Annotated in this window: 18 protein-coding genes and 1 pseudogene; 9 read left to right on the top strand and 10 right to left on the bottom strand. The window is 74.1% G+C overall.

The genetic code is table 11. The annotated features are described in order from the left end of the window. The 5 genes and pseudogenes from ACFXDE_RS29925 to ACFXDE_RS29905 form a co-directional block, all read left to right on the top strand. Positions 1–444: pseudogene (locus ACFXDE_RS29925) on the top strand (hypothetical protein); the annotation flags it as partial. Continuing rightward, positions 441–1,997 (top strand): vWA domain-containing protein, encoded by a 1,557-nt coding sequence (locus ACFXDE_RS29920; RefSeq protein ID WP_380497812.1) that lies wholly within the window; start codon positions 441–443, stop codon positions 1,995–1,997. The pseudogene ACFXDE_RS29925 and the gene ACFXDE_RS29920, both read left to right, overlap by 4 nt. Next, positions 1,994–2,644 carry a 4Fe-4S single cluster domain-containing protein gene (locus tag ACFXDE_RS29915; RefSeq protein ID WP_380497811.1) on the top strand — a complete coding sequence of 217 codons (651 nt, stop codon included), beginning with the start codon at positions 1,994–1,996 and terminating at the stop codon, positions 2,642–2,644. The genes ACFXDE_RS29920 and ACFXDE_RS29915 overlap by 4 nt, the downstream gene beginning before the upstream one ends. After that, a complete protein-coding gene (locus ACFXDE_RS29910; protein ID WP_380497810.1) occupies positions 2,641–4,020 on the top strand; it encodes a hypothetical protein in 1,380 nt (459 codons plus the stop codon). The genes ACFXDE_RS29915 and ACFXDE_RS29910 overlap by 4 nt, the downstream gene beginning before the upstream one ends. After that, the gene (locus tag ACFXDE_RS29905) at positions 4,017–6,533 is read left to right on the top strand and encodes an AAA family ATPase (protein ID WP_380497809.1); all 2,517 of its coding nucleotides are present in this window, start codon (positions 4,017–4,019) and stop codon (positions 6,531–6,533) included. Before ACFXDE_RS29910 ends, ACFXDE_RS29905 begins: the two co-directional genes overlap by 4 nt. A 1-nt stretch (position 6,534) precedes the next feature. Here the strand turns inward: ACFXDE_RS29905 and ACFXDE_RS29900 are convergent, their stop codons facing one another. Continuing rightward, positions 6,535–7,509 (bottom strand): hypothetical protein, encoded by a 975-nt coding sequence (locus ACFXDE_RS29900; protein ID WP_380497808.1) that lies wholly within the window; start codon positions 7,507–7,509, stop codon positions 6,535–6,537. A gap of 348 nt (positions 7,510–7,857) precedes the next feature. Between ACFXDE_RS29900 and ACFXDE_RS29895 the strand changes: the two genes are divergently transcribed. Both ACFXDE_RS29895 and ACFXDE_RS29890 read left to right on the top strand, forming a co-directional pair. Next, positions 7,858–8,184 carry a CU044_2847 family protein gene (locus tag ACFXDE_RS29895; RefSeq protein WP_380497807.1) on the top strand — a complete coding sequence of 109 codons (327 nt, stop codon included), beginning with the start codon at positions 7,858–7,860 and terminating at the stop codon, positions 8,182–8,184. Between the two features lie 3 nt (positions 8,185–8,187). Beyond that, the gene (locus ACFXDE_RS29890) at positions 8,188–12,513 is read left to right on the top strand and encodes a tetratricopeptide repeat protein (RefSeq protein ID WP_380497806.1); all 4,326 of its coding nucleotides are present in this window, start codon (positions 8,188–8,190) and stop codon (positions 12,511–12,513) included. Positions 12,514–12,609: 96 nt separating this feature from the next. On the opposite strand, the gene ACFXDE_RS29885 is transcribed toward ACFXDE_RS29890, so the two are convergent. The 5 genes from ACFXDE_RS29885 to ACFXDE_RS29865 form a co-directional block, all read right to left on the bottom strand. Beyond that, entirely contained in the window at positions 12,610–12,960 is a 351-nt protein-coding gene (locus tag ACFXDE_RS29885; RefSeq protein WP_380497804.1) for a hypothetical protein, read from the bottom strand. Positions 12,961–13,118: 158 nt separating this feature from the next. Beyond that, the gene (locus tag ACFXDE_RS29880; RefSeq protein WP_380497802.1) at positions 13,119–14,912 is read right to left on the bottom strand and encodes an FAD-dependent oxidoreductase; all 1,794 of its coding nucleotides are present in this window, start codon (positions 14,910–14,912) and stop codon (positions 13,119–13,121) included. Positions 14,913–15,027: 115 nt separating this feature from the next. Next, entirely contained in the window at positions 15,028–16,059 is a 1,032-nt protein-coding gene (locus ACFXDE_RS29875; RefSeq protein ID WP_380497800.1) for an SDR family NAD(P)-dependent oxidoreductase, read from the bottom strand. Between the two features lie 299 nt (positions 16,060–16,358). Beyond that, complete coding sequence (locus ACFXDE_RS29870; RefSeq protein ID WP_380447741.1) at positions 16,359–16,727, bottom strand: hypothetical protein; 369 nt, start codon at positions 16,725–16,727, stop codon at positions 16,359–16,361. A 295-nt stretch (positions 16,728–17,022) separates the two neighbouring features. Then, positions 17,023–17,796, bottom strand: a complete 774-nt coding sequence (locus ACFXDE_RS29865) for a glycosyltransferase family 2 protein (RefSeq protein ID WP_380497798.1) — start codon at positions 17,794–17,796, stop codon at positions 17,023–17,025. Positions 17,797–18,005: 209 nt separating this feature from the next. Between ACFXDE_RS29865 and ACFXDE_RS29860 the strand changes: the two genes are divergently transcribed. Further along, positions 18,006–18,620: a hypothetical protein gene (locus ACFXDE_RS29860; protein WP_380497796.1), complete on the top strand. Its 615-nt coding sequence runs from the start codon at positions 18,006–18,008 to the stop codon at positions 18,618–18,620. A 145-nt stretch (positions 18,621–18,765) separates the two neighbouring features. Continuing rightward, entirely contained in the window at positions 18,766–20,709 is a 1,944-nt protein-coding gene (gene htpG / locus ACFXDE_RS29855; protein ID WP_380497795.1) for a molecular chaperone HtpG, read from the top strand. Between the two features lie 109 nt (positions 20,710–20,818). On the opposite strand, the gene ACFXDE_RS29850 is transcribed toward htpG, so the two are convergent. The 4 genes from ACFXDE_RS29850 to ACFXDE_RS29835 form a co-directional block, all read right to left on the bottom strand. Continuing rightward, entirely contained in the window at positions 20,819–21,493 is a 675-nt protein-coding gene (locus tag ACFXDE_RS29850; RefSeq protein WP_380497793.1) for a hypothetical protein, read from the bottom strand. A 98-nt stretch (positions 21,494–21,591) separates the two neighbouring features. Then, positions 21,592–23,640 carry a fructose-specific PTS transporter subunit EIIC gene (locus ACFXDE_RS29845; protein WP_380497791.1) on the bottom strand — a complete coding sequence of 683 codons (2,049 nt, stop codon included), beginning with the start codon at positions 23,638–23,640 and terminating at the stop codon, positions 21,592–21,594. A 154-nt stretch (positions 23,641–23,794) separates the two neighbouring features. Next, positions 23,795–24,739, bottom strand: a complete 945-nt coding sequence (gene pfkB, locus ACFXDE_RS29840; protein WP_380497789.1) for a 1-phosphofructokinase — start codon at positions 24,737–24,739, stop codon at positions 23,795–23,797. Beyond that, complete coding sequence (locus ACFXDE_RS29835; RefSeq protein WP_380497787.1) at positions 24,736–25,497, bottom strand: DeoR/GlpR family DNA-binding transcription regulator; 762 nt, start codon at positions 25,495–25,497, stop codon at positions 24,736–24,738. Before ACFXDE_RS29835 ends, pfkB begins: the two co-directional genes overlap by 4 nt. Between the last annotated feature and the right edge of the window lie 130 nt (positions 25,498–25,627).

Raw genomic sequence — 25,627 nt, 5'->3', positions numbered from 1 at the left:
GCCGTCCTGGGCGCCGCCCTGGTGGCGGCCGGGCTCGTCGACCCGGCCGACCGGTACCCGTACGAGGTGCTGATCGGCGCGCGGCGGGTCCACCGCGGGCGGCTCGCCGAGACCGAGCTGACGCTGTGCGGGCCGGGCCGCCTGGTGCCGGGCGGCGCCACCGTGTTCGCCGAGCGGGCCGGGCGCCGGATCGCCGTCGGGGGCGCCGGCGAGCGGCCGCGCGAGGCCGAGGTGCGGGTCCGGGACGGGGCCGGCGGGCCCGCCGTCCGGGTCGGGGCGGTCACCCTGCCGGCGAGCCGGGCGGGCGAACGCTTCCACATCGGGATCGCGATGGCGGCGGCCGGCCCGACCCGGCTCGTGCTGCGGCCCGCGGGCGGCTCCGGCGAGCCGCACGAGTACCCGCTCGGCGAACTGCCGGGCGTCCTTGAGGGAGACCACCGATGAATCCGTCGCGCACGGCCCGGCCGCCGGCCGCGCTCCTGCTGCCCATCCTCCTGCTGGCCATCCTCCTGCCGGGCCTGCTCCGGCCCGGTGCCGCGCACGCGGCCGACCCGAACCGTCCCACGCGCGCCGAGGTCTACCAGGCCCTCGGTCTCGAACACCAGCCCGCCGACTACGTCGTCCTCGTCGACACGTCCCCGTCGATGACGCAGCAGGGCCGCTACGGGACGGTCCGCCAGACGCTCCAGACCTTCCTCTCGGGGCTCACCGGCGCGGACCACGTCGCCCTGTACACCTTCGACACCACCGTCGTCGCCCGCTACATCGGCGCCGCCGGGAACCCGACGGACATCCTGTCCCGCCTGCCCGCCGCCCCGAGTGCCAACGGCGACACCGACATCGGCGCGGCCCTCAACGCCGCGCTCGGCGAGCTGGAGCGCAGCGACGCCCTGCCGATCGCCTCCGTGGTGCTGATGACGGACGGCGAGAACGCCCCGGCGGCCGGCAGTGCCTACCCCGTCGCCGCCACCTCCACCTGGACGGCCGCCCTGCACGCGCGCGCCGCCAAGCTCGCCGGGCACACCGACCTCGTCGGCTACGCCCTGCCCCTGGCGACGGGCGCGACCGGCGCGGAGCTGCTGCGCCAGGTCGTCGCCGACACCCGGGAGCTCGTGCCCGGCAGCATCCAGGACCTCGGCTCCTACCTCCAGCGCGCGGGCGAGGACACCCGCCTCCGGCAGGCCCGCGCGATGCTCGCGCCGGACCACGGACAGGGCGTCACCGTGTCCTGGTCGGGGCCGCCGACGCTCGACCTGGGCAAGGGCGAGGCGACGGGCACGCTCTCGTTCACCTCGCACGCCGCCCGCCTGCCCCTCTCGGTCGACGGCATCGCCGTGTCCGTCGCCGGCCACCCCTTCGAGGTGTCGGGGCTGCCGTCCTCGCTGATCCTCTCCCCCCGCTCCACCCAGGACATCCCGGTGCGGATCACCGGCCGGCTCGACGGCGGACTGCTGACCCCGCAGCACGTGGAGCACACGAGCTCCACCCTGAAGGTCACGGGGACGGTCGGCTCGCCGTGGCAGCCCGCCCTCACGCCGGACCTCCAGCTCGACATCCCGCCGGCGCTCCAGCCGGCCGGGCTCCCGGTGGACGTCTCCGGGCGGGTCGGCTCGGCGGCGACCCTGCCGCTCCTGATCGGCCTGCCGCTGCTGGTCCTGCTGGTGCTCGTCCTCGCGTGGCTGCGGGTGTACCGGCCCGCGCTGAACGGCGTGCTGCTCATCGAGCCGGCCTTCGGCGAGCAGATCCCCGAACACGTCCCGCTCACCGGCCGCCGGGTGCAGCTTCGCCCGGCGCTGGGCGGGGCCGGGCGGGTGCGCGGCCGGCGCCGGGTGTCGGAGCGCGGCGCCCGGATCGACCTGCGCATCCGCTACAGCCCGGACGGCTCTCAGGCCCGCGCGAGCTCCGTCACCTGCGCACCCGGCAGCCGGGTGGTGGCCGCGGGCACGGCGTTCGTCTACCAGCCGGTGCCGGCCGAACCGCCGGGGCGGCCGTCGTGACCGCCACTGCGGTGAACGTCGCCGCGACGCACGTCGGCACCCGGGCGCTCGGCCCGGGGCTGCGCTCGGTCGTGTGGGTGCAGGGCTGCCCGTTCACGTGCCGCGGCTGCATGTCCCCGGACTGGATCCCGGACCGGCCCGCCCGGCTCGTCGCCCCGGAGGCGCTCGCCGCCGAGTTGCTCGCGAACGAGCGGGTCACCGGCCTGACGCTCTCCGGCGGCGAGCCGATGGCCCAGGCCACCGCCCTGGCCGAGACCGTCGAACTGGCGCGCGCCCGGCGGGACGTCTCCGTCCTCTGCTTCACCGGCCACCGCCTGGAACGCCTCCGCGAGCATCCGCCGCACCCGGGCGTCCCCCGCCTGCTCGCCCTCGTCGACGTGCTCGTGGACGGCCTCTACGTGGCCGGGCACAACACCGGACGCGGCCTGCGCGGCAGCACCAACCAACGGGTGCACCGGCTCAGCAGCCGTTCCCGGGCCGAGGACCACGACTACGAGAACGGCCCGCGCAGCGCCGAGATCGCCCTCGACGGGCCCGAGGCCCTGCTCGTCGGCGTGCCGCCCACGGGCCTCCTGGAGGCCTTCGACACGGCCGTCACCACCGTACGGAACCGGATCGCGCAAGCAGACCCAGGGAGGGCACGATGAGCGGCCGCAAGCAGATCCAGGTGGACGAGTCCCAGTGGTACCGCCTGCTGAAGAGCGCCGACGAGCTGAAGACGGTCCGCCGGGACCTCCCCAAGCTCATCCAGGGCGTGCGCGAGCAGGCCCGCGCCGACATGGCCGGCGAGTTCGAGGCCGTGCGGCGCCGCCAGCAGCAGAGCGAGGAGGCCGTCCGCCGGCTCAGCGACCAGAACCGCGCGCTGGAGGAGGAGACCAACCGGCGCCTCCACCAGCAGGCCGCCGACCTCCACCAGCGGCTGACCCATACGGCCGGAGAGCTGCGCGCCGAGACGCGAACGCAACTCGACGAGCAGCGGCGGAAGTTCGAGACCGATCTCGCCGAGGAACGCCGCGAGCGCCGCGCCGAGATCGCCGGACTCACCGCCGACGTCAAGGAGTTGCAGCACGACCGCATCAGGGCCGAACAGCTCTCCGCCACCTGGCTCGCCGACGCCGGCTCCATGGCCGATCTCATCACCGACACCCTCCCCCACGAGCGCTACGCCCCGGGCGAGTTGGACGCCGTCCGACTGCGCCTCGGCCAGGCGCGCGGCAACCACGACCTCGGCCGCTACGACGCCGCGCTCGCGGTGGCCCAGGAGGGCTACTACACCCTCAGCGAGCTCCGCGTCCGCATCGAGCAGGCCGAACTGCTGCGCCGGTCCTGGCAGTCCGCGGCCGTCCAGGCGGTGCTGCTGGTCGAGCAGCAGGTTCGGCGCAGCGCGCAGCTGCCGGTCGTCGGACCGGATCAGCGGGAGATCCCCGGCTACTCGCTCGACGTCGGCTTCTGGTCGGCCGGCGCCCTGGACGAACTCCGCGACCACCTCGACGAGTTGCTGGCGCGCTCGCGCGACGAGGCCACCACGACCGAGGAGCTGGAGCGCATCTGCCGGGAGGAGGCGCCGGCCCTGGAGGCGCAACTGGCCGACACCGTGCGGCAGGCACGCCTGTGCCAGCTCGCCTCGCAGATCCGCGTCAACCTCGCCGACGAGGTGGTCCAGGCGCTGGCCGAGACCGCGTTCTACGCCTACGTCGAGGACGACTTCGTCGGCTCCGACCAGCGCGGCGCCCACATCACCCGGCTCCGGCACGAGACCGGCAGCGAGATCGTCATCGACATCGACACCGCCGACCCGGCCTCGGGCCGCAACGTGATCCGGGTGATCTCCTCCGACCGCGACACCGAGGCGGAGGCCGACCAGCGGGCCCGCGCCGAGGCGGTCCGGCGGATGCTGGAGGCCGGCGGCCACCAGGCGCACGCCCCCGTCCCGATGCCGCGCCTCGAACCCGGCACCCCCGACCTCAGGACCGACGACCCCCGCTACGACCTGCGGCCCAAGCCCCGGGGCGAGGGCGCATGACCACACTCGCGCGCGGCGAACGCTTCCGCGACCTGCGCCTGAGCACCGACGAGCCCTTCACCGTCCTGTACGGCCCCGGCGTGGACGACGTCTTCGTCGACCCGGACTACCGGGTGCGCACCCTGGAGGAGACCCTCTGGGAGCTGCTCCACGCCGAGGGCTACCAGCGCATCGTCTACTCCTCGCTCAGCCGCCCGCTGTACTTCCGTGACCCGGAGTCGCGGCGGCTGAGCCGGCCGGGCGGGGAGCCCGCGCCCGCGCGGCCGGCCGGCGCGATGCGGCGGCTGCGCGGGCCCCTCGGCTCCCTCCGGCTCGCCCCCGACGCGCCGCCGGCCCCGGCCCCGGCCGCGGTGCCCGCCCCCGTCACCGGCGTCGCCGACCCCTTCGCGGTCATGACGCACCTCGGCCAGCTGCGGCAGCGCGAGGTGCCCACCGCCGTCGTCTACATCCAGGCCGAGGAGACCCTCGTCCACAACGAGGCCTCCCGGCAGCTGGCCGGCGCCCTCGCCGACCGGGCCCAGGACCGGCTCGGCCGCAACCGGTGGATCTTCGTCTTCCGCCGCTCCACGCTGGAGGAGGTCGAGCGGGTGGTCGCCGACCGGCGCGTCTACCCCGCCCTCGCCGCCTTCCTGCGCACCGAGATCGACCAGCCCGCCCGGGGCGGGGCGTTCCGGGTCGGCTACCCGGACGAGTCCGAACTCGACCGCATGGTCCAGCAGTTGCGCCTCCGCGAACACCTGCGCATCGGCGACTGGCGGGAACTCGCGCCGCTCGTGCGCTCCTTCGCGAGCACCCCGCGCCGCGCCTCCGCCTGGCGCGAGGACCTGCGTCTGCTCATCTCCGACGGCGCCCCGCTCGACCGGCGCACCGTCCTCGAACGGCGCCTGGTCACCACCGTCACCCCGCACGACGAGAGCCCCTGGGCGCGCCTGGAGGCCATGCCGGGCCTGGCGCCCGTCAAACGCCACCTCCACCGCCTGCGCAACCGCATCGAGGCCGAACGCGCCCTGCCCGCCCGGCGCGACGCCGCCACCCAGCACCTCCTCTTCACCGGCAACCCCGGCACCGGCAAGACCACCGTCGCCCGGCTGATCGGCGAGATCTACCGCGACCTCGGGCTGCTGCGCCGCGGCCACCTGATCGAGGCCGACGCCTCCGACCTCGTGGCGGGCTACGTCGGCCAGACCGCCGAGCGGACCAACGCCCTGATCGACCGCGCCCTCGACGGCGTCCTCTTCCTCGACGAGGCCTACGCGCTCAGCGACCAGCGCGACGGCTTCGGCGGGCAGGCGATCACCGCACTGCTGGCCCGCATGGAGAACGACCGCCACCGGCTGGTCGTGGTGCTCGCCGGCTACCCGGACAAGATGCGCGAGTTCCTCGCCGCCGACCCGGGCCTCGACCGCCGGATCCGGGCCCACATCGAGTTCCCCGACTACGACCCGGAGACCCTCCTCACCATCCTGCTCGGCATGCTGACGGAACGTCAGCTCACGCCGACCAAGGAGACCCGCGAGCTGCTGGAACAGGTCGTGACCGGCATGCACCGCGTCGCCCGCGAGGGCTTCGGCAACGCCGGGGCGATGCGCCTGCTCGCCGACGACCTGTTCGACACGTGGGCGGGCCGCGTCCAGCGGCAGGTGCACCTGCCGCTGCTCCCCGCCGACCTGCCCGAACGGTACCGCTCCTACCCGCCGAAGCCCGTCCCGGCCGCGGCCGACCTGCTCGCCGAACTCGACCACCTGGTCGGCCTGCGCGAGGTCCGCGAGTTCCTCACCGGCCTCACCGAACGCCTCGCCCTGCGCCAGGCCCGCGGCCTGCCCGGCACCGCCGTCCCGCACATGCTCTTCCTCGGCCCGCCCGGCACCGGCAAGACCACCGTCGCCCGCCTGGTCGGCCGCATCTGCCACGCCCTCGGGCTCCTGCACACCGACGAGGTCGTCGAGGTGACGCGCGCCGACCTGGTCGGCCAGTACGTCGGCCAGACCGCGCCGCGCACGCGCGAGGTGGTCCGCTCCGCGCTCGACAAGGTCCTGTTCATCGACGAGGCCTACAGCCTGGCCTCCGGCGACGGCCGCAACGACTTCGGCGAGGAGGCCGTCGACACCCTCCTGCGCGAGATGATGGAGAACCCGGGCCGGCTCGTCGTCATCGCGGCCGGCTACCCGCGCGAGATGCAGCGCTTCCTCGACGCCAACAGCGGCCTGCGCTCCCGCTTCGGCGAGACCCTGCACTTCGCCCACTACCCGACCGCCGACCTCGTGCAGATCCTGCGCAACCAGGCGGCGGCCCAGCGCTACCGGCTCTCCGACGACGCCGCGCGCCGCGCCGCCGCCTGGTTCGACGCCCAACGCGCGGCGCGCCCGCACGACTTCGGCAACGCGCGGGCGGTGGGCGGCCTGCTCCAGACGATGGAGACCAGGCTGGCGCGCCGTCTCGGACCGGACGGCTGGGACGGGCCCGCCGAGGAGCCGATCACCTTCGCGGGGGAGGACGTGCCGCCGCTCTCCTGAACTACTGGTCCGCCCAGGACAGGGCGGCGTGCGTACCGTCGTCCGCCTGCTCACGGCGCTCCAGCAGCCCGGCGAGGATCTCGTCGACCCGGGTGAGCCTCGTCTCCAGCGAGGCCGCCAGCGCCTCGGCCTCGACCAGCGCCGAGCGGGCCCCGCCGTCGGAACCGTCCGAGCCGTCCGCCTCCACGCTCTCCGGCGCGAGCGCCCGGGCCAGTTCGGCGTCCGCGTGGGCGTGCAGGCGCAGCGAGGCTAGCTGCTCGACGCGCCGGGTGCGCACGCTGTCCAGGCGGTCCCGCACCTCGGCCAGGCGAGCACTGCTCTCCTCGAACCGCCGCTGCTCGACGGTGAGTTGGTCGTCCACGTCCTGGGCGCGGGCGAGCCGGTCGCGGGTCTGCGGCGAGAGCGCGGCGAGCTGCTCCTCGGAGAGCCGCACGAGCCGGTCGGCGCTCGTGCGCAGGACGTCCTCCACGCCGGTGTCCTTGCCGCGCAGGGCCAGCAGGCGGGCGGTGATGACCTCCTGCTGGCGGGCGAGCCCGTCGAGCGCCGAGACGATCCGCTCCAGGCGCCGCAAGTCGTCGACCTGTCGGCGCAGTTCGGTGAGCTCGGCGAGGCGGCGGCGCAACTCGTGCTCGCGCTGCTCCAGTTCGTCGAGCGCCTCCCGTTCGGCCTGCACGGCCCGCTTGGCCGCCCGCAGCCGGTCCGCGAGGTCGCCGACGTCGCGCCGGACGGCCGCCCCGGCGAGCACCGCGTCGAACAGCACGTCGACCGCGTCGCGCAGGCCCTCCCCGGCCGTCAGGGCGTCGTCGAGCTCGTACAGCGCTTCAAGCGCGGACGCGCCGCCGGGCCCGCCGTCGATCCCGCGCAGTTCGGCGCACACCCATTGCAATGCGGCCCCCAGCACCCGCAGCGACGCGACGACCTCGCCGTCGCCCACCGCCTCCAGCGCCGCCGCGATCTCCCGCCTGGCCCGCTCCACGCCGCCACCCCCAGCCGTACCCGCAGCCGCACCCACGTCCGGGCCCCGATGGTAACCGCGAAACGCCCACCCGACACCCGCAACGACCAAGCTCCCGGGGACCGTTCAGGCAGCGAGTCGGAGCCGGCGGGCCCGGCTCCGCCGAACACCCCCGCCACACCCCCGCCGACCGCTATCCTGCGACCGTCGCACCACCGCACGACCCCACGCGCACCCCCTCCCCCCCTCGCGGCCCCGCCGCCCACCCCTGCGGCACCCCGGCTCCGCCGAACACCCCCGCCACACCCCCGCCGACCGCTATCCTGCGACCGTCGCACCACCGCACGACGTCACCAAGTGGGGGTCACCATGCCGGAGTTGCTGCGCTTCCAGGGACCGGACGACTCCTCCCTCGTGGTCGAGGTCGACGACGACTCCCCCGGCATCCAGCTCGTCTCCCGCAGCGACGAGGGCATCGCCGAGGCCGCGCACCGCCTCGACGCCGCGCTCACCGCGTGCCGCCCCACGCTCGAATCCGTCCTCGCGGTGCTGCGGCACCTCAAGCCCGAGGAGATCGAGGTGTCCTTCGGCATCAAGCTCAACGCCGAGGCCGGCGTCGTCATCGCCAAGACCGCCACCGAGGGCCACTTCGACGTCAAACTCAGCTGGAAGACCGGTCCGGCCGCCGCGAGCTGACCGGTGGCGCCCAACCCGGCCCGCGCGCCCTGGGTCGTCAGCATCCAGCCGCACGGGCGTCCCCTGCCCGAGGGCGGCGGCACGCTCATCTCCGAGCGCCTCGTCCTCACCTGCGCCCACGTCGTCGACCCGGGCACCCCCGCCGAGCCGCCGGACGGCCCGGTGCTCGTCCGCTTCCCGTTCCTGCCCGCGCACGAGCCCGTCCCCGCCCGCGTCCTCCCCGGCGGCTGGCACCCGCCCAAGGAGTGGGCCGGCGACGTCGCGATCCTGGAGCTCGACGCCCCGGCGCCGCCCGGGGCCGAGCCGGCGCCGCTGCGCCGCACCGACGCCGACGTGTTCGGCCACACCTTCCGCGCCCACGGCTTCCCCGCCGAGCACAAGACCGGCGGCGTGCCGATCCGCGGCGAGATCGTCGGGTACGCCGAGGGCGACTGGCTCCAGCTGGAGTCGACCGCGCAGACCGGCTGGGCCACCGAACCCGGCTTCTCCGGCGCACCGGTGTGGAACAACACCCTGCACGCCGTGATCGGCGTCCTCGGGCGCCGGCAGAAGCCGGGCCGCGCCGACCGCCGGGTGGGCTTCGCGCTGTCGCTCGACCCGATCGCCCGGCTCTGGCCGCCGCTCGCCGCGCTCGTCCACGACATCACCGAGCAGGAGCGCCGCGACCGCCTGGCCCGGCTGCTCGCCGTGCCCCTCGCGCCGTCCGGCGAGCTGCCCCGGCTCGACCAGGTCGACCCGCACGACCTGGGCGTCAGCGAGTCCACCTACACCGCGAGGGGTTACGAGCCCTACCTCGACCGACCGGCCGCCGACCGCGAGGTGGACACCGCCCTCGCCGCCGGCGGCTTCGTCCTGGTGGCCGGCCGGTCCAAGGCGGGCAAGTCCCGCACCCTGCACGAGCGTCTGAGCCGCGCCCACGGCGCCGCCCGGCTCGTCGTCCCCCGGCGCGGCCGGCGCGACCTGGAGGAGCTCGCCCGGGCCGGCCTGCCGCACTCCCCCGGCCAGGTCGTCGTCTGGCTCGACGACCTGCACCACTACCTGCTCTCCGGTGCGCTCGACGCCCACGCGCTGGACCTCCTGCTCCAGCACGACCCGCCCTGCCTGGTCGTCGGCACCCTGACCCACCGCCACCGCGAGGAGCTCGCCGGCCTGGAGAACGAGGTCGGCCGCGCCACCCGCGAGGTGCTGCGCCGCGCCACCGTCGTGCACCTGCCGCACACCCTCACCGACGAGGAGCGCGAGGCCGCCGCCGACCTCTACCCGCAGGAGGACCTCTCGCTGCGCGGCCTCGGCGAGATGCTCGTCGCCGCGCCCGCCCTGGAGACCCGCCTGGAGGCCGGGCCGGAGAGCTGCCCCGAGGGCCGCCTGCTGGTCCGCGCCGCCGCCGACTGGGCGCGCATCGGCTCCCCCGTCCTGCTCGACGAACCGACCCTGCGTGAGCTGTTCGACCGCTACCGGCTGCGCTTCGTCGAGCTCGACCTGGACCCCGGCGACGAGCCGTACCGCACCGCGCTCGCCTGGGCCCGCGACCGCGCGCAGGCGGGCATCGCCCTGCTCGTCCGCGCGCGCGACGACGCCGGGCGGCCCGGCTACGAGGTCTTCCCCTACGTCGCCGAGTACCTCGACACCGCCGTTGACGCCGAGGCGGTCGACGACGCGGCCTGGGAGCTCGCCGCCCAACTGCTGGACGGCGCCGACCTGGCCACCCTCGGCATGGTGGCCGTCCTGCACGACCGCGCCGACATCGCCGAGCAGCAGCTGCGCCGGGTCGTCGCCGAGGACACGGACGACGACCTCACCGCCGGCGCCGCCCTGGTCCTCAGCACGATCCTCGTCTACCGCCGCGAGTTCGCCGAGGCCGAGACGCTCCTCCGGCGCGCCGCCGACTCCGGCGTCGACGACGTCGCGGAGCTGGCCCAGGCCGAACTCGGGAGCCTGCTCTCCGGCCGCGGCGAGCACGAGTCCGCCCGCGCCCTCCTGGAGCGGGCGGTCGGTGCGCCGGACCCGGAGATCTCGCTGCTGGCCCAGATCGCACTCGCCGGCGTGCTCTGGCAGCTCGGCGAGGCCGAGCAGGCCGAGCGGCTGCTCACCGCGGTGCTCGCGCACGGCGTCGAGCAGATGCCGCCGTCCGCCACCGCCCGGCTCGGCCAGGCCCTCAGCGGCCAGGGCAGCACGGCCGTGCTCGCCGGGACACCGGGCATCGGCGGAGCGGATCAGGGCAAGCGCGTCCCGGCGCTGCGCTCCGCGCCGGCCGCCGCCGACCCGCCGGCCGACCAGCCGTGGACCCTGTCCCGGGCGGTCGGCACGTCCGCCGCCTCCTCGATCTCCGGCATGGCCCGCGCCGGCCTCGGCGGGCTCCTGGTCGGACGGGGCGAACTCGGCCGGGCGGAGGAGCTGTTGCGCTCGGTCCTGGCGGACGGTGACCCCGAGGCGCGCCCGATCGCCCAGGGCGCGCTCGGCGAGCTGCTGATCGTACGGTCCCGCTACGGCGAGGCGGCGGAACTGCTGGAGCTCGCCGTCGCCAACGGCGGGCCGTGGGTGGAGGTCGGGGCCAGGCTGTGCCTGGGCGTCGCCCGGGTCTTCCTCGGCGACACCGACGAGGGCATCGCCCACCTGCGGCAGGTCGTCGACCTCGGCCACCCCGACCGCAGCCCCGAGGCGATGTCCGTCCTCGGCCACTGGCACCTGGGCGAGGGTCGGTACGCCGAGGCCGAGGAGTGGTTCCGCCGTGCCATGTCCACCGACCACCGGGACTGGTCCATGACCAGCCGCAACGGCCTGGCCTGCGTCCTCTACAGCCGCGACGGGGACGACACCGGCACGTGCGCGCTGCTGGCCGAGGTCTCCGCCTCCGGCCACCGCTTCGAGGCGCCGCGCGCGGCCGACCTGCTCGGCGACGTCCACGTGCTGCGGGGCCGGCCCGAGGAGGCCGTCGACGCCTACCGCCGGGCCATCGCCCACGGGCACCACGTGTGGTCCTGGCAGGCCCGGGTCGACCTGGCCCTCCTGCTCGTCGGCGCCGTCCCCGACCCGCGGTCGGCCGCCGCGTTCGACGACGCCGACGAGGCGGCCGCCCTCCTGACCGAGACGGCCCGCTCCCCGCACCCCGACCTCGGCCCCCGCGCGGCCGACCTCCTCGGCGACCTGATGGTCGCCGTCGGCCGCCCCGACGAGGCCGTCGACGCCTACCGCCGGGCCGTCGCCTCCGGCCACCCCGAATGGTCACTGGTCGCCCGGATCGACCTCGCCACCCTCCTGGTGGACCTCGACCGCCCCGACGAGGCCGAGGCGCTCCTGCGCGAACTCATGGCCTCCGGCCACGCCGTCGCGGCGGGCACCGGCGTCGCCCTGCTGGGCGTGCTCCTCGTCCTCACCCCGGGCCGCGAGGCGGAGGGCCTCACCCACCTGCGCACCGCCGTCGACACCGCCGGCGGCCCGGCCCTGCAGCTCGCCCGTTTCCACCTGGCCACACAGCTCCTGGGCACCGAAGAGGAGGGCCGTGCCGAGGAGTTGCTGCGCGCGGTGCTCGCCGACGAGCCCTCCGACGTCACCGGGGTCGCCCGGGCCATGCTCGCCGCCCTCCTGCTGGACCGCGACGACACGCAGGGCGTCGCCGACCTCCTGGCCACCGACGACGACCCCGTTCCCGCCTACGTCGCCGCCGGCGAGGACCTCCTGGAAGTCGGCGAACTCGACGCCGCCGTCCGCCTCATGGAAGCCGCACGGGAGCTCCCGGCGAGCCCCGACACCCCGCGCGCCACGGCCCTCCTCGGCATCGCCCTGCGCGCCCGCAACGACTTCCCCCGCGCCCGCGACGCCCTGACCGAAGCGCTGGAGACCACCGGGCCCGACCTCCACCACCTCGTCCGCCGCTACCTCGGCAGCACCCTGTTCCGTCTACGCGACTTCGCCCGCGCCGAGGAGGTGCTGCGCCCGGTCGCCGAGGACGCGCAGAGCCCGCACCACCCGGAGGCGGTCCTCCTGCTGGCCCTGGTCGTCGACAGCATGCCCGACCGCGAACAGGACGCCGCCACCTGGTTCGAGACCGCCATCCACGCCGAGGACCCCGACATCGCCGCCCGGGCCCGCGTCCACTACACGTCCCTCCTCCAACGCCTGGGCGACGAGGCCCGCGCCCGCGAAGTCCTGGCCATGCCCAGCGGCCCCTCGGCCTCGGCACCCCGCGAACTCCCCACCCCACCCCCACCCGCCCCCGACGGCCTCCCCGCAGCCGTACTCCTACTCCTGGCCGAACTCGCCGACGCCGAAGACGAACCCGCCGAAGCCACCTACTGGCGCACCCGCGCCACCGACGCCACCGACCGCTGACGCTCCCCGTCGCCACCCGACAAGGAGCCCCGATTCACACCCACTGGCCCCGCCGCGGGACCCATATCGCGGATCAACCAGCCCGGCAGCCCGGGTTCAAAGCCACCGCTTGGCTGCTTCCACGCTGTCACCGCCGCTGGTGTTGAAGGCGATTGCCGCGTTCGGTGCATACCGCCGGACCAGGTTCACGACCTGCTCGAAGAGCGGCAAGAGCGGTTCCGGCTTGCGGATCCCACCCCCGACGACGACAACGTCCCAGTCGCTCTCGGACAGTGCTGACACCATCGTGGACTCCGCGGACTCATCCAACGCGACCAGCGCCATGGACGCATCGATGTCGTGCTCGCCAAAGCGTGCCAGCTCCCGGTCGAGGGCCGCGCGGATGACGTCCCCGTCCATGCCCTGCACGGCATGCGGGTCGATTCCAAGGATGAGAACGGATGGCATGCCGATGGAACGATCAGACTGACCGCACTGGTTCCCGACTGCGCGAGCCGCCGTCCGGCGGCACAGAACCCTGGGGAATTACGGTTCGACGTGGCCGGACGGCTCCCCCGCCGCTTTCCTCCACCGGCCTCGGCCCTCGGACGCCCGGCAGCCGGGCGTCAGCCCAGGTCGAGGGCGTTCGGCAGGCCCCGGCGGTAGCGGGCCTCGTCCTGCTGTTGGAGGGCGGCCAGTTCCGGCGGCCGGTACAGCGGCCACACCTGGCAGCGCGGGGCCGGTGAACCGTCGGTGTCGAGCAGGGCGTTGACGGCCCGGCGGGCGGATTCGTTGGCGCCCTCCATGGTGGCCAGGTCGATGTCGGTGGCGACGTAGTCGCCGGCCAGGAAGAGGTTGGGGACGGCGGTCGCGGCGGACGGACGGTTGTACACCGTGCCCGCCGGGTGGATGAGCAGCTGCTCGCGGTTGGCCGGCTCCGGGCCGCCGAGGCCGGTGACGGCCGGGTCGATGAACCAGGTGACCAGGTCCGCGTCGTCCAGGACGCGCCGGCCGCCGCTGTTGAGGGAGTCCTTGAGCTGCGCCCAGGTCTCGCGCACCACCTCCTCGCGGGAGCACTTGAGCGCGGGCTTGCCGTAGACGATCCCCGGCGTGTCCCACTGCGAGACGATCGCCGAGAGGCAGTCGGCCACCTGACCGTCGCCGTAGTCCCGGCGGAAGTCCCGGTCGGGCCAGAACTGGGCCTGGCCGATGCAGGTGACGGCCCAGGGCGAGTCGACCAGATCGACGTGGCCGTGCACGATCGGGGTGCGGCGGCGCAGGTAGAACTGGACGCCGACCATCCAGTCGGTGCGGAGCCGGTCGCAGCGGGCGAGTTGCGGGTCGGCGGCGCGCAGCCCGGGGCCCCAGGTGGCGCGGGCGTGTTCGACCGGCATCGCGCTGAGGTAGTGGTCGGCGAGTACGGGGGTGTTCGCATCCCGCAGCCGAACGCCGGCGATCCGGCCGTCCCGGTACGTCAACTCCTCCACCTCGGCGCCGAGTTCGAACCGGACGCCGAGGGAGCGCAGGTGGGCCTCCCAGGGGCCGATCCAGGCCTCGCCGGTCGGGGCGTTGAGGACGCGGTCCGGCTCGCCGTCGTTGCCCTGGCCCAGGATGTTGTAGACGAACGCCTGGAGGATCCGGGCGACGGAGCGGGTGCTGGCCTCCTCGGCCCTGGTCGCGACGACGTTGCGGGTGATGCCGACGCCGAGCAGCCGCTGGTAGTCGTAGGACATCTCGCCGGCCCGGATGAACCGCCACCACGGCACGCGCTCCCACTGCTCGTAGCGGCGCAGTTCGCAGCTGGTGAAGTGGACCAGCAGCCGGTTGGCGAAGTACGCCACCTCGGTGGCCGGCAGGTGCAGGGCGGTGTCCAGCAGCCCCGTCAGCGTCTGGAGCAGTGCGTCGGGCAGCAGTTCGCCGAGCACCGGGAGCGTGGTCACGGTGCGGAACGGCAGCCGCAGCGCCGGGCGTCCTCCGGCTCGGGGGAACAGCTCCTCGGTGGCGTTCACCAGGTTGTCGTGGACGGTGCGGCCGAGCGGCCCGCCGGACACCGGGATCCGGCGCAGGGTGTCGGGCAGGTTGCGGTAGAAGCCGGGGAAGAAGCGGAATCCGTGTTCGCCGGGCAGCGGGCGCCGGCCGCTCCGGGCGGTGCCGGGCACGTCCATGCTGCGGGCCTTGCCGCCCAGCACCGCGTTGCGCTCGTAGACCGTCACCCGGTAGCCGCGTTCGGCCAGTTCCTGCGCCGCGCTCAGACCGGCGACCCCGCCGCCGAGCACGGCGACCCGCCGTCCCGGCCGCCCGTCGAACGGTCGCGCCGCCCGCGCCTGCCCGGTGGCGGTCAGCGCGAGGCCGGTGGCCGCCCCGGCCCCCGTGGCGAGCAGAGCGCGCCGGGTGTGTGCGGCTGCTGTGATCGTTCGCATGCCCGGTCAACGAGTTGCACACGTGGGAGGCACGGTCGGCCCCACCGCGGGGGCCGAGCAGGGCGCGCGGACGGGAGTGGGCGGCGAGGTGTGCGGGCCTGCCGACCCCGAGCCCTCAGCGGGACCTGTTCACCTGGCCCGGGGAGCGCTCCCGAGCGCCCGTCGGCCCACCCGGATCCCTGGAGAGGACGGCGGTGTCCGCCGTACTGAACGTCGGGTCGGTGCCGGTCAGGTCGCGGCTGGCCGTCCAGAGGCGTGCCGCGGTCACGGTGTCGGCCAGGTGGTTCCAGAGGGGTTCGGTCCTGGGCGTACCGCGCAGTCCGAACGCCCGGGGACTCAGCATCCGGCCGCCCCGCACGGCCGGGTCGAGTACGGCCCGGACGGCGGGCCATGCGGCGGCATCTTTGCCCTGGACGACGAGTCCGAGCGGCAGCCGGCTCAGCCGCTCGCCGGTGGTGCGGACGTGGACCGGCGGGCGGGAGGGCGTGAGGGAGTCGAGCGCGCCACCGGGGTGGACGAGCACGCTCACCGTCGTGCTGTCGGCGGCGCGCAGGCGGCGGTCGAGTTCGAGGGCGAAGAGCATCTGGGCCAGCTTGGAGCGCGCATAGGCGCGCTTGGGCCGGTAGTCGTGCGCGCTCTGGAGGTCGTCGAGGTCCAGGCGTTCGGACTTGGCGGCGAAGCTGCCGGTGGTGACGACCCGGCTCCCCGGTGTCGCCGTGAGCAGCGGGGCCAGGTGGTGGGTCAGCGCGAAGTGCCCCAGGTGGTTGGTCGCGAACATCAGCTCGTGTCCGTCCGCCGTTTCACGGCGCGGCGGATGGTCGAGCGCCACACCGGCGTTGTGGACGACCGCGTCGAGGCGGTCCAGCCCGAGCGCGTCCACCGACGCCTTGAGCGAGGCGAGGTCGGCCAGGTCCAGGAGCACGTGCTTCACATCGGCGCCGGGCACGCGCGAACCGATGGAGCCGATCGCGGCTTCGGACTTGGCCCGGTCCCGGCTGCCGAGGACGACCGTGGCCCCGGTGCCGGCCAGCTGCTCGGCGACGAAGTACCCGATGCCCGCGTTGCCGCCGGTGACGAGGAAGCACTTTCCCCCGGCGCGAGGCAGGCGGTGGACGTCCCAGCGCGGGACGTGAGGTACGGAGGACATGGCGCGCTCCCGGAAGCTCGAATGGGATCTGGAGGAGAGCGTGGCCGCGCCTTCACAGCCGGCCACGCCCGCTTCCCAACGGTCCCGGAGGCCACTCACATCCCACCGACAGGACACCGTCCCCGCTGACAGCCGACCGACATCGCGCGGGCCCAACGCAGCAAGGGCCGCCGTGTCTCCCGACAATCAGGAGCAGCACCCGCTCGGCGGTGTCCCGCCACCCGGCGCGGCCGAGCGCCTCCTCCTTGAGGCCGGTCAGGGGCAGGGGCAGGGGCCGGGATGCAGCCGGAGTCGCCGGATCAGGAGACGCGCTTCAGCTGCCAGGCGTTGTTGTTGAAGCTCGGGTTCGACCAGGCGACGCAGCTGCTGGTGTAGTACGAGCCGGTCTGGACCCAGCCCGCGGGCGGGTAGGTGGTGGAGCAGGCCTGGACCACGGTGCCGACGGGCAGTCCGGTGAGCTGCTTTATCTGCTTGATGTTCGGGCTGAAGCTCTGCGTACCGCAACTGCTGCTGTAACCCCAACTCACATCGACGTAGCCGGCCGGGGTGAGAGTGCTTCCGCACGTGGTCGTGACGTCGCCCGGGGCGGCCTGGGCGGGCGCCGCGGTCAGGGCGAACATCGCCGCGGTGCCGGCGATGGCCATACAGGTGGTGCGGAGGCGGATCATGGGTGATGGCTCCTTCTGTTCGGGGGCGGCCGGTCGGGCCGTGAAGCCATTCCTACGGTTCGAACACCGGTTTCGGATAGCGACTTTCCGGCCTAAAGATCCATCGCCCGGCTGGGCTTCACGGCCAGGCACCGACGTGGTCGGCCGTGGACATCGCCGGCCGCCGACTCCGCGACGAGCCACCGGCTCAGCGTCCCCGGCGCCGCCCACCTCACCTTCACGGACCGCCGCCTGTACCTGCCGCCGGCCCCCGGGAGGCGCAGCCGTACCAGCCGGACGTGCCCGGGCCGCGGCGCTAGATCCGCGACTTCCGCACGGAGTGCCACGTCGCCCCGGCCAGCGCCCCGACCGAGCGGAGGACCGACAGCCGCTCGTGGTCGCGGTACAGCGCCCAGTTGTGCTCGACCAGCGCCAGCTTGTTCGAGGACAGCGACCCCGCCCGGCCGGCCCGGTAGACCGCCAGCGGTTCCTGGAGGCCCCGGGCGGGGTGCCCGTCCCGCATGATCGCCAGCCACAGCGCGTAGTCCTGCCGCTTCGGCATGTCCGGCATCAGCCTCGTGCCCAGCACCGTCCGGTCGTACATGGCGGTCAGGGCCCCGATGTGGTCCTGCACCAGCATGTCCCGGTACGTCACGCGCTCCCGCGCCGCGACCACCCGCCCGTTCGGCGTGAAGTCGCAGGCCTCGCCCGTGTAGTCGCCGGCGACCTTGTAGTACGAGGTGAACGTCAGCGGGGCATCGCCCTCGGCGGCGAACGCGAGCTGCCGCTCCAGCTTCTCCGGGAGCCACATGTCGTCGCTGTCCAGCAGCGCCACGTACTCTCCCCGCGCCCGCGCCATGGCGAGGTTGCGGGCCCTGGCCGCGCCGCCCTGCTCGGGTGCCGCCTGCGGGCGCACGCGCTCGTCGCGGCGGGCCAAGTCCTGCAGCAGGTCCATGGAGTCGTCGGTGGACGCGTCGTCGGTGATCAGCAGCTCGACGTCGGCGTGCGTCTGCGCAAGCACGGAACGTACCGACGCGCCGAGAGTGGCCGCCGAATTGTGTACCGGCATCACCACGGAAACGAGTGGCACGGGGTGCTCCTTACCGAGTTCGGAGTCGTCACGGATGTCGTTGTCGCCGGTCAAGGCTACTGGTGTCACGCGACGGCGTTCGCGTAGCCTGTCATCCATGCGATGACAGTTCTCTGGTCAGCGAAAGGGCGACGGCACTGAACACGCAGAACACCGGCGCGGCCGGGCTGAGCCCGGCCTCGTTCCTCGCTGCCGCCACCGCGCTGGGCATGATGGACGCCGCCGCCCGCACCGCCCGCCACGCACCCGCGGACGACGCGGGCCAGGACGACCCGCGGGAGGCCCTGTCCGCGCTGCTTCTGCTGCGCCACCTGCGCGAGGAGCTCGCCGGCTGGGAGACCGGCCTGATCGAGACCGCCCGCGGCGCCGGCGCGACCTGGGCCGACCTCGCCGAGCCCATGGGGGTCCGGAGCCGCCAGGCCGCCGAGCGGCGCTACCTGCGCCTGCGTCCCGACGCCGAGGCGGGCACCCGGGCGGGCAGCACCGGCGAGCAGCGCGTCCAGGCCACCCGCGACCAGCGCGCGGCCGACCGCGCGGTGACCGGCTGGGCGCGCGAGAACGCCGCCGACCTGCGCCGCCTCGCGGGTCAGATCGGCGCCCTGGACGACCTCGCCCCCCAGGCGGCCCCCGCCGTGGAACGCCTCCTGGTGGCACTCGGCCACGACGACCCCGTCCGCCTGCTCGCCCCGCTCGCCGCAGCCCGCCCCCTCCTGGGAGCGAGCCACCCGAAGATCGCCGACCGGCTCGATCAACTCGCCGCCCGTACAGACCAGTTGCGCGCCGCCAGCGGCCGGCAGCGCCACAGACCACCGGCCGGGCCGTGACCCCCACGCCGTGACCCGCCGACCCGCAGGAGCACCGCTCGTGCGGGGAGCGCGAGTTGATGCTCCGACGGCTCTCGGCGTGCGGGCCGCCCCTGCCTTCCCCACCGTTCCGAACCCATTCCACTTCTCGAAGGAGACGCCCCCCGTGGCCAGCCCGACCCAGACGCTGGAGTTCCAGGCGGAGACCCGCCAGCTGCTGCAGCTGGTGATCCACTCGATCTACTCGAACAAGGACATCTTCCTGCGCGAGCTGATCTCCAACGCCTCCGACGCCCTCGACAAGCTCCGCCTGGAGTCCCTCACCGACACCGGCCTCGACGCCGACACCTCCGACCTGCACATCACGCTGGACATCGACCGGGACGCCCGCACCCTGACGGTGCGGGACAACGGCATCGGCATGACCCGCGACGACGTCGTCGACCTGATCGGCACCATCGCCAAGTCCGGCACCGCGAGCCTGCTGGCGAAGATCAAGGAGACCAAGGACGCGGCCGCCGCACAGAGCCTGATCGGCCAGTTCGGGGTCGGCTTCTACTCGGCGTTCATGGTCGCCGACAAGGTCACCCTGCGGACGCGCCGGGCCGGCTCCGAGCAGGGCACCGTGTGGGAGTCCGACGGCGAGGGGACCTACACGATCGCGGAGGCCGGCGACCTGCCGGTGGGCACGTCGGTCACGCTGCACCTCAAGCCGGCGGACGGCGAGGACGGGCTGGGCGACTACCTGGCCGCGTGGAAGGTCCGCCAGATCGTCAAGCAGTACTCGGACTTCATCCGCTGGCCCATCCGCATGGCCGCCGAGACCGCCGCCGAGACCGCCGCCGGGGACCAGGACGGGACCGAGCGCCCGGGCGAGCCGGAGACGCTGAACTCGATGAAGGCGCTGTGGGCCCGCCCGCGCAGCGAGGTGACCGAGGCCGAGTACAACGAGTTCTACCAGCAGATCAGCCACGACTGGCAGGACCCGGCCGAGACGATCCACATGCGCGCCGAGGGCACCTTCGAGTACGAGGCGCTGCTGTTCATCCCCGCCCACGCCCCGTTCGACCTGTTCTCCCGCGACACCAAGCGGGGTGTGCAGCTGTACGTCAAGCGCGTGTTCATCATGGACGACTGCGACGCGCTGATGCCGAACTACCTGCGGTTCGTCAAGGGCGTCGTCGACGCCCACGACCTCTCCCTCAACGTCTCCCGCGAGATCCTGCAGCACGACCGCCAGATCACCGCCGTGCGCCGGCGCCTGGTCAAGAAGGTCCTCGGCGCCCTCAAGAGCACGCGGGCCACCGACACCGGGGCCTACCTCAAGCTGTGGGACCAGTTCGGCCGCGTCCTCAAGGAAGGCCTGATCGAGGACCGCGACAACACCGACGCCCTGCTGGAGCTGGTCAGCGTCGCCTCGACCAACGATCCGCAGGAGCCGACCGCGCTGCGCGAGTACGTCGCGCGGATGAAGGACGGCCAGGACACCATCTACTACCTGACCGGCGAGAACCGGGCGATGGTGGAGAACTCCCCGCACATGGAGGCCTTCACCGCCAAGGGCTACGAGGTCCTGATCCTCACCGACCCCATCGACGAGATCTGGACCGACCAGATCCCCTCCTTCGACGGCCACCGCTTCCAGTCGATCGCCAAGGGCCAGGTCGACCTCGACGACGACTCCGACGGCGACGGCAGCGACGAGGCGAAGACCGAGAAGGCCCGGCGCGAACAGGACTTCGCCGCCCTCCTCGGCTGGCTCCAAACCACCCTGGCCGAGCACGTCAAGCAGGTCCGCCTCTCCACCCGCCTGACCACCTCCGCGGCGTGCCTGGTCGGCGACGCGCAGGACCTGACCCCCACCCTGGAGAAGATGTACCGGGCGATGGGCCAGGAACTCCCCGCCGTCAAGCGGATCCTCGAACTCAACCCCACCCACCCGCTCATCACCGCCCTGCGCGGGGCACACGAGACGAACGCGGACGACCCGGCACTCGCCGACCTCGCCGAACTCGTCCACGGCAGTGCCCTGCTGGCGGAAGGCGGCGACCTGCCCGACCCGGCCCGCTTCACCCGCCTGCTGACCGATCGCCTCACCCGCACCCTGTAACCCCCGCCGGGTGCGGCCCGCCGGACGCCGATCGGCCGACGCCGACCGGCCTGGCCGGCCGCACCCCGCACCGCCCGTCAGGGCGTGACAGCCACCGCCGTCCTGCCCGTCAGGGCGTGACGGGCGCCGCGAACTCCCCCGTCAGACCTGCGCGGACCAGCGCCCGGACGATGGCCGGCCGGTCCAATGGATCGTCGTACTGGTTGGTCTCGGCCAGCCGTTCCAGCAGCCTGCGCGGATCCAGCCGGTACGCTTCCGCGTCGGCCAGGAGGCTGTCCGCGCTCGGCCCGTCGACCGTGTCGTCCAGGTTGTCCGTCAGCTCGCCCAGGACCTCGCCGCGTTCGACGAAGCAGCTCATGCCGCAGTCCAGGCCGTCGTCGCCGAGGTCGTCCGGGTACGGCGCCCGGGCCCAGGCGCCGTTCTCGTACCAGTAGACGCAGCCGATCTCGTGGCCTTCGAGCCGGTCCCGCAGTTCCTCGTAGGGCAGCCAGTCCGGGCCGCCAGCCAGCACGTCGATCGCCGGCTCGTGCCACTTGACGCGGCTCGCCTCGTCCTCGCCGTAGAGCACGAACCGGCCCTCGCCCTCCTTCGACATGACCCACCAGGTGCAGCCGCAGTCGTCCCAGTGGAGGCCGTCGTCATCGATCCACCGGCCCGTCCGGTGACGCGGCGGGCGCTCCTCGTACTCGGTGGTCGCCTCAAGGGCGGCGAGAAGCGCCCAGCGCGCCCACAGTTCCTCGGCCGGCGGAAGGTCCTCCGGCAGTCCTGGCCGATGAACGGTCATGTGTGCCCCCGTGTGTGTGCTCCGATGGTGATCGCCACAACGATATGTTCCGCTGCCGACTGCCGGATCACCCCGGACGCACCTCGCGGGCCGTCCGGTCAGGCGCCGACCAGCTCCTGCTCGGCGCCCGACCGCACGGCGTCCGGGGCCGCCGGGACGGCGGGCCTGCGCATCCCCTTGAGCACGACGACCACTCCCGTGGTGACCACCGTGCCGGCCACGACCGCGACCAGGTACAGGAAGGGGCTGCCGATCAGCGGGAGCACCCAGATTCCGCCGTGCGGGGCCCGCAGGGTGGAGCCGAAGGCCATCACCAGGCCGCCGGCGGTCATGCTGCCCACCATGTTCGCCGGGATGACCCGCAGCGGATCGGCCGCCGCGAAGGGGATGGCGCCTTCGGTGATGAACGACGCTCCGAGCACCCAGGCCGCCTTGCCGTTCTCGCGCTCCTCGGGGGTGAACAGCCGGCGCCGGACGACGGTCGCCAGCGCCATGCCCAGCGGCGGGGTCATGCCCGCGGCCATCACGGCGGCCATCACCTTCAGGCTGCCGGCGTCCGGGGTGGTGCCCGCGGCGGTGAGCGCACCGGCCGCGAAGGTGTAGGCGACCTTGTTGAGCGGGCCGCCCATGTCGAAGGCCATCATCGCGCCGAGCAGCACGCCGAGGAGGATCGCGTTGGAGCCGGAGAGGCCGTTCAGCCAGTCGGTCAGGCCGCTCATCGCCGAGGCGATCGGCGAGCCCACCACCACGAACATCAGGAAGCCGACCGCCGCCACCGACAGGAGCGGGATCACCACCACCGGCATGATGCCCCGGATCGCCCGCGGCACGTTCCACCGGATCATCCACAGCACCAGGAAGCCCGCGGCCAGGCCGGACACGATGCCGCCGAGGAAGCCGGCGCCGACCGCCACCGAGACGGCACCACCGGCGATGCCGGCGGCCAGCGCCGCCCGGTCCGCGATCGCCCAGGCGATGTATCCGGAGAGGACCGGGACCAGGAAGCCGAAGGACGTCTTGCCGGTCTGGAACAGCATCGCCGCCCAGCTGTGCGAGGAGGTCCAGTCGAAATGGCCCAGCACGGACGGGGCGGAGGCGATCCGGTACCCGCCGATCGCGAAGGCGAGGGCGATCAGCAGGCCGCCGGCCGCGACGAACGGGATCATGTAACTGACGCCCGTCATCAGGTACTTGCGCAGCCGCTGGGCCCAGTGTTCGCCCGTCGTCCCGCTCGGTGCGCTCGGCGCGTTCGGTGCGGCGAGCGGGGCGGCGGCTGCACGGGCGCCGCTGCCGGTCTCGGTGACCAGCCCGGCGGCCTGGGCGATCAGGTCGTCGGCCCGGTTGACGGCGGCCTTCACGCCCACGTCCACGGTCGGCTTGCCGGCGAAGCGGGCGCGGTCGCGGACCTCGACGTCATGGGCGAAGATCACCGCGTCGGCCGCCGCGATCACCTCGGGAGCCAGCGGCGTCGTCCCGGCGGACCCCTGGGTCTCGACCTGGATCCGCACACCCGCCCGCGCGGCGGCCAGTTCGAGCGCCTTGGCGGCCATGTAGGTGTGAGCAATGCCGGTCGGGCACGAGGTCACCGCGACCAGCCGAAGCCCGGCGTCGGCGTCCGCCGTCTCCGGAGCGGCCGTTGCCGGAGCGGGCGACTCCGCGACGGCGGCGGGCTCCGGAGCAGCAGCGGCCGGCGGCTCCTCGCCGTTGACCAGGGCCGCGACGGCGCCCGGGCTCTCGGCATCGCGCAGGGCGCCGGTGAACGCGGGATCCATCAGCCGGCCGGCCAGCGCGGCGAGGATCCGCAGGTGGGCGTCGTCCGCGCCCGCCGGTGCCGCGATCATGAAGATCAGGTCGGCGGGCCGCCCGTCCGGGGCGTCGAAGTCCACTCCCCTGGCGCTCCGGCCGAAGGCCACGCTCGGCCGCGTGACGTGGGGCGATCTGCAGTGCGGGATGCCGATCCCGTCGCCCATCCCGGTCGGGGCCTGGGCCTCGCGGGCGGCGACGTCGGCGAGGAAGCCGTCGAGGTCGGTGACCCGGCCCTCGGCGACCAGCCGCTGGGCGAGGGCGCGGAGGGCTTCGCTCTTGTCCTGGGGGGCGAGGTGGAGATCAACGAGTGCGGGTGTGATCAGTCCGCTGGTGTCGCTCATCGTGTCGGTCCTTCGACTGGTGCCTGACAGTGTTCCCTTGCCCCCGGGAATGGTCGCCGTTCCGTCCCACACGGTCGGGCGTGGTGCCTCAAGGCAGAGGCCGTTCTCAACCGCGGACTCAGCCGCGGGCTCAACCGCGGACTCAGCCGCGGGCTCAACCGCGGAGCGGCCGTTCGAGCGGGATGTCCGCCGTCACGACCACCGCGGCCGGGTCCAGATCGGCCGGGGTCGGCATGACGCTCCCCGGCAGTTGTACGGCGGCGGCCCCGTGCGCCAGGGCCGCCGCGAGTGCCCCGGGGCCGGTGCCACCGGCTCCGAGGAAGCCCGCGAGCGAGGCGTCGCCCGCTCCCACGTCGCTGCGGACGGCGGCGACCGGTGCGCTGCCGTACCAGCTGCCCTCGTCGGCGATCAGCAGCATCCCGTCCGCACCGAGGCTGGCGAGGACCTGCTGGGCGCCGCGCTTGCGCAGTTCCCCGGCCGCGTCGACGGCGTCGCCGACGGTGGCGACCGGGCGGCCCACGGCCTCCGCGAGTTCCTCGCGGTTGGGCTTGACCACGTCGGGACGGGCCGACAGCGCGGCGAGCAGCGCGGGGCCGGAGGTGTCCAGGGCGATCCGGGCGCCCCCCGAGTGCACCTGGGCGACCAGTTCCGCGTACCACTCCGGTGCCAGTCCGCGCGGCAGGCTGCCGCAGCAGGCCAGCCAGTCGACGTCGTTCCCCAGGTGGTCCTGGCGGACCAGCGCCAGCAGCGCGGCCGACTCGGCGGCGCTGAGCTCGGGGCCCACCGCGTTGACCTTCGTGAGGCTGCCGCCGTCCTCGGCGATCGAGACGTTGATGCGGGTGTCGCCCGAGATCGCGACCGCCGCGACGTCGATGCCCTGGCGGCGCAGCAGGTCGGCGAGCAGGTGCCCGGAGGGGCCGCCCAGCGGCAGGAGGGCGGTGGTGCGGTGGCCGGCGGCCGCGAGCGCGCGGGAGACGTTGACGCCCTTGCCGCCGGGGTCGAGCCGGTCGTGCGCGGCCCGGTTGACCTCGCCCGGGGTGAGCGTTCCCAGCTCGTAGGTGCGGTCGAGGCTGGGGTTCGGGGTGATGGTGACGATCATGCGCGGATGACTTCCGGTCCGAGGTTCTCGATCTCTGCGGTCTGCTCGTCGGTCAGTCCAGTGTCCGTGACGAGCACGTCGACCTGGTCCAGCGAGCCGAACCGGGCGAAGTGGCGGACGCCGTACTTGGAGGAGTCGGCGACCAGCACCACGCGGCGGGCGCCGGTGAGCATGGCGCGTTTGACGGCCGCCTCGGCGAGGTCCGGGGTGGACAGCCCGCCCTCCGGGGAGAAGCCGTTGGTGGCGACGACCGCGACGTCCGCGTGGACGTCGGCCAGGTCGCGCAGCGCCCAGGCGTCGACGGCGGCCTGGGTGCGGTGGCGCAGCCGCCCGCCGACCAGGTGGAGGGCGAGCGCCGGGTGGTCGGCGAGCCTGGCGGCGACGGGGAGGGCGTTGGTGACGACGGTGAGGGCGCAGTCGGCGGGCAGCAGGCCGGCCAGCCGGGAGACGGTCGTCCCCGCGTCCAGGATCACGCTGCCCTCCGCGGGCAGGAGGGCCAGGGCCGCCTTGGCGATGCGCTCCTTCTCGGCGGCGGCGGTGGAGTCCCGTTCGGCCAGGCCGGGTTCCAGGTGCAGTGCGCCGGCGGGCAGGGCGCCGCCGTGCACCCGGTGCAGCAGTCCGGCCCGGTCCATGGCGCTCAGGTCACGCCGGATGGTCTCCTGCGTGACGCCGAAGTCCTCGGCCAGCGTCGGCACGTCCACCCTGCCCTGCTCCTGGGCCAGGCGGAGGATCTGTTGCTGCCGCTCGGGTGCATACATGTGGGATCGGGTCCGTTTCATGTCCGTTTACGCCTGATGAGGCCCGACCATACGCGCTCCGGCCGAAAAAGCAAGCGATCGCGCCAGCTCTGGGCCCGCGAACCCCGATTGCCCGAATGTGTTGACATCC

This window comes from Kitasatospora sp. NPDC059408 (assembly GCF_042751525.1).
In the GTDB taxonomy this organism is placed as follows: Bacteria; Actinomycetota; Actinomycetes; order Streptomycetales; family Streptomycetaceae; genus Kitasatospora.
Note: the sequence above shows the minus strand (reverse complement) of the source record. Positions and strands in the feature narration are given on the sequence as shown.

Excerpts from the sequence above, each read along its gene's own strand:
- ACFXDE_RS29920 (WP_380497812.1), top strand. The coding sequence starts at position 441 with ATGAATCCGTCGCGCACGGCCCGGCCGCCGGCCGCGCTCCTGCTGCCC.
- ACFXDE_RS29910 (WP_380497810.1), top strand. The coding sequence starts at position 2,641 with ATGAGCGGCCGCAAGCAGATCCAGGTGGACGAGTCCCAGTGGTACCGC.
- ACFXDE_RS29905 (WP_380497809.1), top strand. The coding sequence starts at position 4,017 with ATGACCACACTCGCGCGCGGCGAACGCTTCCGCGACCTGCGCCTGAGC.
- ACFXDE_RS29895 (WP_380497807.1), top strand. The coding sequence starts at position 7,858 with ATGCCGGAGTTGCTGCGCTTCCAGGGACCGGACGACTCCTCCCTCGTG.
- ACFXDE_RS29885 (WP_380497804.1), bottom strand. The coding sequence starts at position 12,960 with ATGCCATCCGTTCTCATCCTTGGAATCGACCCGCATGCCGTGCAGGGC.
- ACFXDE_RS29880 (WP_380497802.1), bottom strand. The coding sequence starts at position 14,912 with ATGCGAACGATCACAGCAGCCGCACACACCCGGCGCGCTCTGCTCGCC.
- ACFXDE_RS29875 (WP_380497800.1), bottom strand. The coding sequence starts at position 16,059 with ATGTCCTCCGTACCTCACGTCCCGCGCTGGGACGTCCACCGCCTGCCT.
- ACFXDE_RS29870 (WP_380447741.1), bottom strand. The coding sequence starts at position 16,727 with ATGATCCGCCTCCGCACCACCTGTATGGCCATCGCCGGCACCGCGGCG.
- ACFXDE_RS29860 (WP_380497796.1), top strand. The coding sequence starts at position 18,006 with ATGATGGACGCCGCCGCCCGCACCGCCCGCCACGCACCCGCGGACGAC.
- ACFXDE_RS29850 (WP_380497793.1), bottom strand. The coding sequence starts at position 21,493 with ATGACCGTTCATCGGCCAGGACTGCCGGAGGACCTTCCGCCGGCCGAG.
- ACFXDE_RS29845 (WP_380497791.1), bottom strand. The coding sequence starts at position 23,640 with ATGAGCGACACCAGCGGACTGATCACACCCGCACTCGTTGATCTCCAC.
- pfkB (WP_380497789.1), bottom strand. The coding sequence starts at position 24,739 with ATGATCGTCACCATCACCCCGAACCCCAGCCTCGACCGCACCTACGAG.
- ACFXDE_RS29835 (WP_380497787.1), bottom strand. The coding sequence starts at position 25,497 with ATGTATGCACCCGAGCGGCAGCAACAGATCCTCCGCCTGGCCCAGGAG.